This is a genomic window from Psychrobacter glacincola (genome assembly GCF_904846215.1).
GTDB lineage: Bacteria > Pseudomonadota > Gammaproteobacteria > Pseudomonadales > Moraxellaceae > Psychrobacter > Psychrobacter glacincola.
Map to the genome: position 1 here is coordinate 1 of NZ_CAJGZK010000043.1, position 4,501 is coordinate 4,501.

The 4,501-nt window shown below is 38.9% G+C and carries 3 protein-coding genes and 1 pseudogene; 2 read left to right on the top strand and 2 right to left on the bottom strand.

Annotated features, from left to right (window positions below):
• Positions 1–394: pseudogene (locus JMW90_RS13960) on the bottom strand (DUF411 domain-containing protein); the annotation flags it as partial.
• A 239-nt stretch (positions 395–633) separates the two neighbouring features.
• Between JMW90_RS13960 and lnt the strand changes: the two are divergent.
• Positions 634–2,202, top strand: coding sequence for an apolipoprotein N-acyltransferase (lnt, locus tag JMW90_RS13205; protein WP_181718485.1), 1,569 nt, complete (start codon positions 634–636; stop codon positions 2,200–2,202).
• A gap of 186 nt (positions 2,203–2,388) precedes the next feature.
• Here lnt and JMW90_RS13210 read toward each other — a convergent pair whose 3' ends face one another.
• Positions 2,389–3,315 (bottom strand): cation diffusion facilitator family transporter, encoded by a 927-nt coding sequence (locus JMW90_RS13210; protein ID WP_181718484.1) that lies wholly within the window; start codon positions 3,313–3,315, stop codon positions 2,389–2,391.
• 240 nt (positions 3,316–3,555) lie between these two features.
• Between JMW90_RS13210 and JMW90_RS13215 the strand changes: the two genes are divergently transcribed.
• Positions 3,556–3,945: a DUF6122 family protein gene (locus JMW90_RS13215; protein WP_025652669.1), complete on the top strand. Its 390-nt coding sequence runs from the start codon at positions 3,556–3,558 to the stop codon at positions 3,943–3,945.
• Positions 3,946–4,501: the final 556 nt, after the last annotated feature.

The window sequence follows — 4,501 nt, forward strand, 5'->3', positions numbered from 1 at the left end:
TTGGAACGCTGTAGCGCTCTTTAAATACGGCTAAGTCCGCAACATCTTGCGCGGTTGCACTTAGACCATTATCTTCTGCATGACTTATCCATTCTTTACAGCAGCCGCAATTGGCATCTTTATAGACCGTAGCTGAGACGTTTTTTAGTAGGTCTGGTTTACTTACTGACCTTGTCATCATGTGAGCACTTTTAGCGTTTGGTTCATCTTCCTTTAAAGTGATAGCTGTTGCATTTTCGGTTGTTACTGATGTTGTGTTTGCATCAGATACGCCACTACTCGGTTGGCTACAAGCAAATAGTGATGAGGCGGCAAGTAACACCAGCGTACTACGCAACCCCTTAGACAGATGACGATTGAATATAAGACTGGATTTTATTTTTAAGGGGGTCATAGTGCTCTCTCATGTACTGTAAATATTGTGAGCTATAGAAGGTCAAGTAACACTTCATATCGTTTGGTAATGTAGCATAATAACCCATCAAACGGGGTACGTAAATTTATACATTGAGCAGTGCGGACTGGTATCATAAGCAGTTTTTATTTTGAAATGCTGCCTGTAGTATTAACGGGTCTATCTGAGTTTTGGATTTTGATTAAAAATTCAAGGCTCATAATTTTGGATAATTTGCGATGCACCTGTCTACTATTAGTCTACAAAAGCGTTTGAGTACTCACTTAAATCAATTACCGCTATGGCTTACGCTAGTAGCAGCATGGCTTGCAGGGGCTATTTTTTTATTTGCATTATCGCCTTATGGGTTCTGGCCGCTAGCAATAGTGTCACCAGCGATTTTATATGCGCTGTTGGTGCCAAATATGAGTGGTCGTCGCGCTTTTATTATCGGTGAAGCTTACGGTATGGGGCTATGGTGCGTCGGCGGCTTTTGGCTCTATACAGCTATCCATGATTATAGCGATACTCCAACGTGGCTCGCATTGATTATGATTGGATTGATGGGTCTCGGTATGGGACTGTTTCATGGATTTTTAGCACTAGCCTTTAACCGTATGGTAGGCAAACAACCCTTTTCATTTGCTGCTCTTTGGGTGCTACAAGAATGGTTAAAAACTTGGTTATTCACAGGCTTTCCGTGGCTGTTTGTTGGTTATGCGTTTACTGAAGAGTATTGGTTATCGTCCTTAGCACCCGTTGCTGGTGTTTTTGCCGTCTCTTTTGTTGCCATACTATTGGCTGCAAGTTTAGTAGAGCTACTGCTTCGGCGCAGTAGTTATGCCGTCGTTTCTGTACTGTTATTAGCCATTAGCACATCATTATGGCTGGTCAATCCGCAATGGACAAAACCTAAGGGCACACCTGATCTGTCAGTGTCATTGATTCAAGGTAATATTTCACAAGATATAAAGTGGCTGACTCAATATCAAGTAGAAACGCTAAAGATTTATGCGAAGTTAACGCGCACTGAGTGGGGACGTGATGTTGTGGTGTGGCCTGAATCATCTATTCCGATGTTTCAGGATGAGGCTGCGGGCTTTATTAGTGAAATGATAGAAATGGCTAATGCGACCAATACGACATGGATAACTGGTATCCCTTATAAGGATAAAGTGGCATTCAATGCCAATACGGATAAGTATCCCCCATTTTACAATAGCGTGATTGCTCGAGGTGTAGAAGCGGAAGGCCTATACAAGAAGCAGCGTCTGGTGCCTTTTGGAGAGTATATTCCATTTGAAGGCGTGCTCGATATTTTCCCAAGTTTGGCCGGTAGTCAGGATATTAAGAGCTATAGTCGTGGTAGTGATCAGCAGTCACCGCTACAGGTGCGTGGACACAATATAGGGACGGCTATCTGTTATGAGGTAGCTTATCCAGATACCACGCGTAAAAATGCAATCGATACTGACTTTTTGTTGACCGTCTCTAACGATGCCTGGTTTGGCACTTCAGCAGGACCATTGCAACATTTGCAAATGGTACAAATGCGCGCTCTTGAGAACGGGCGCTGGTTTATTCGAGCGACCAATACTGGTGTTACCGCTATCATTAACCATAAAGGTCGTATTGTAAAACGCGCACCGCAGTTTGAGCGTACTGTACTACGTGGTGAGATACAGGCACGGGTTGGTAACACTCCCTTTATGCTTATGGGAAATTATCCTATCTTGATAATAATAACCCTGTTATTACTACTAAGCTATTTTGGCCAAGGTCTAACCACACTTAGAAGACGAGGGTAATAGTAAACTTAATCATAATAATTTAATCAGCGTAAGTTTTTTATTTTTTCTAGGTAACGTCCTAACGCACGTAAATATAAAAGTTTTAAACTATTGATCACATAAGAACTGATTGAAAAAATTATGTCGACATAAGGCACGCGCCTCATACTTAAAAAGAGATAGCTATATACGGTCTATCATCTTTTAGTTGATACTTTCATTTAATGCACGCGATTTTTGATTGTCATCTGCCTTAGTACCAAATTCAATAGTTGCATGTTGTATATTCTGATGCGCCAAATCTTCCTTGATGTTTTCTTTCATAGTAATAGTCTCTTCAAACGTTATATCGGTCTTCGGTACAATATGAACTGTAAGAGCATTCTCAGTGGTACTCAAAGCCCAGATATGTAAATGATGAAAGTTTTGAATAAAATTATAGCTCTCTAAGATAGCAGTTATTTTACTGAGATCAACATTTTGAGGTACTCCGTCGATAGCAAGCTTGATACTCTCTTTTAGTAGACCCCAAGTCGATAACAGTATAACGACTGAAATAATCAAGCTAACTAGAGGATCAACGATATTCCAACTTGTATAGTAAATAATAATGCCCGAGATAACGACACCTACAGAGACCAATGCATCTACCATTAGATGCAAGAAAGCACCTTTGACATTAATATCGTCTTTTTGACCTTTGTAGAATGCAAAAGCAGAAACAGTATTTATAAATACACCTATTAGAGCTGTAATAATAATAACTTTTCCTGCAACTTCCGGTATGGTATCAAATCGACCCAAGGCCTCATACGCAATACCTATAACGATTGTAACTAACAATATGGCGTTAATAAGAGACGCCATTATAGAAGCTTTTTTGTAGCCATAGGTATAAAGCGTAGTAGATGCTTTCTGTGCTAATTTCATTCCAATTAACGAGATTATTAAACTGGCAACATCACTTAAGTTGTGGCTAGCGTCTGCGATTAAAGCTAATGAATTGATTGAGTAGCCCACTATGAACTCAATCAGCGTAAATGCAGAATTTAGACCAATTCCAATATAAAAAGCCTTATTCATATTTTTAGGGTTTGGAGCTTGATGACTGTGGTTATCTGGATTACTCATGATTCATCCGTATTTAGATTGCTGCATTTTAATTTGAAGAAAAATATATAAAGTCTATTAAATAGCTATTATGGTAATAAGTCTATATCTCATCTCAACCAGTGATTTTTTGGACAGGTATAATAATGAGAAGGTGAGTGTATGATGTATATATTTCACATGCAGTCGAAAGACAAAAATATCTTATGTTTTATCTGAGATTGATGTGCCACTACAAACTATCTTGAATCGGAAAAATCGATGAGTCAAACCGTTATCCATTATTTTCTACATTTTGGCATGCCGTTGATTATCGCCTATATGTTTTTTCGTAGTGACTATAAGCGAGTTTATTTGATCCTAATAGCAACCATGCTAGTTGATTTAGATCATCTTCTAGCGACACCTATCTTTTCGCCCAATCGTTGTAGTATTAATTTCCATCCGCTACATACTTATTATGCGATGGCAGTATATGCGGGCATGTTGTTTTTACCAAAGCCCTATAAGATAATTGGTTTAGGGTTATTACTGCATATGTTGACTGATTTAAATGACTGTATAATGACCTATATTAATTGTCCACAGTGTTTGAGTCAGGCTCCTGCCCGTGAGTTGGTAGCGTGGTTAGGCAGAGCTATTAAGTTTTAATACGGTTGTGACTACATTCCTTTGTTCAGAGGATATAGTCTAAACAGAGTTTGTGGCACAGCCAGCTATCAGTACAGTGGATAGTGGAGGAATGGTAAAGATAATTTTCAAGTTATACTCCTACTTAAACCACCCTAGTATGGTTGGAAATTTAACGTCTTGTGAGTATGTACTAAATGCTAACTTCAAAATAATTGAAATACTTACGCTAAATGATGATAAAAAAAGCCTAAGCAATTTAATGCAGAACTAGATATTAAAAACCTAGTCTATATGTCAAACAAAAAAATGCCTCTGGGAGTTGACTCCTAGAGGCATTTTTTTGTTTAGTCTTTCGATATGACTCTGGTAAATCTTTAGGTGCTATCATAATCAACTTTCTCAAGTACTTCAAATCGCTTTGAGAGTGTCATAATCTCTCAAAAAACCATCTGAACCGCCTCAGGTTTTCGGAGACTAAACAGTCTTAGAGAGTACGACGAACTCGGGGTGGTTTACCCATACGCTTTGAGCTAAGCCACATCTTCATGAGCGTCGTTTCGTAATTTGTCTTGTA

Coding starts and splice junctions, on each gene's coding strand:
- JMW90_RS13215 (WP_025652669.1), top strand. CDS start 3,556: ATGAGTCAAACCGTTATCCATTATTTTCTACATTTTGGCATGCCGTTG.
- lnt (WP_181718485.1), top strand. CDS start 634: ATGCACCTGTCTACTATTAGTCTACAAAAGCGTTTGAGTACTCACTTA.
- JMW90_RS13210 (WP_181718484.1), bottom strand. CDS start 3,315: ATGAGTAATCCAGATAACCACAGTCATCAAGCTCCAAACCCTAAAAAT.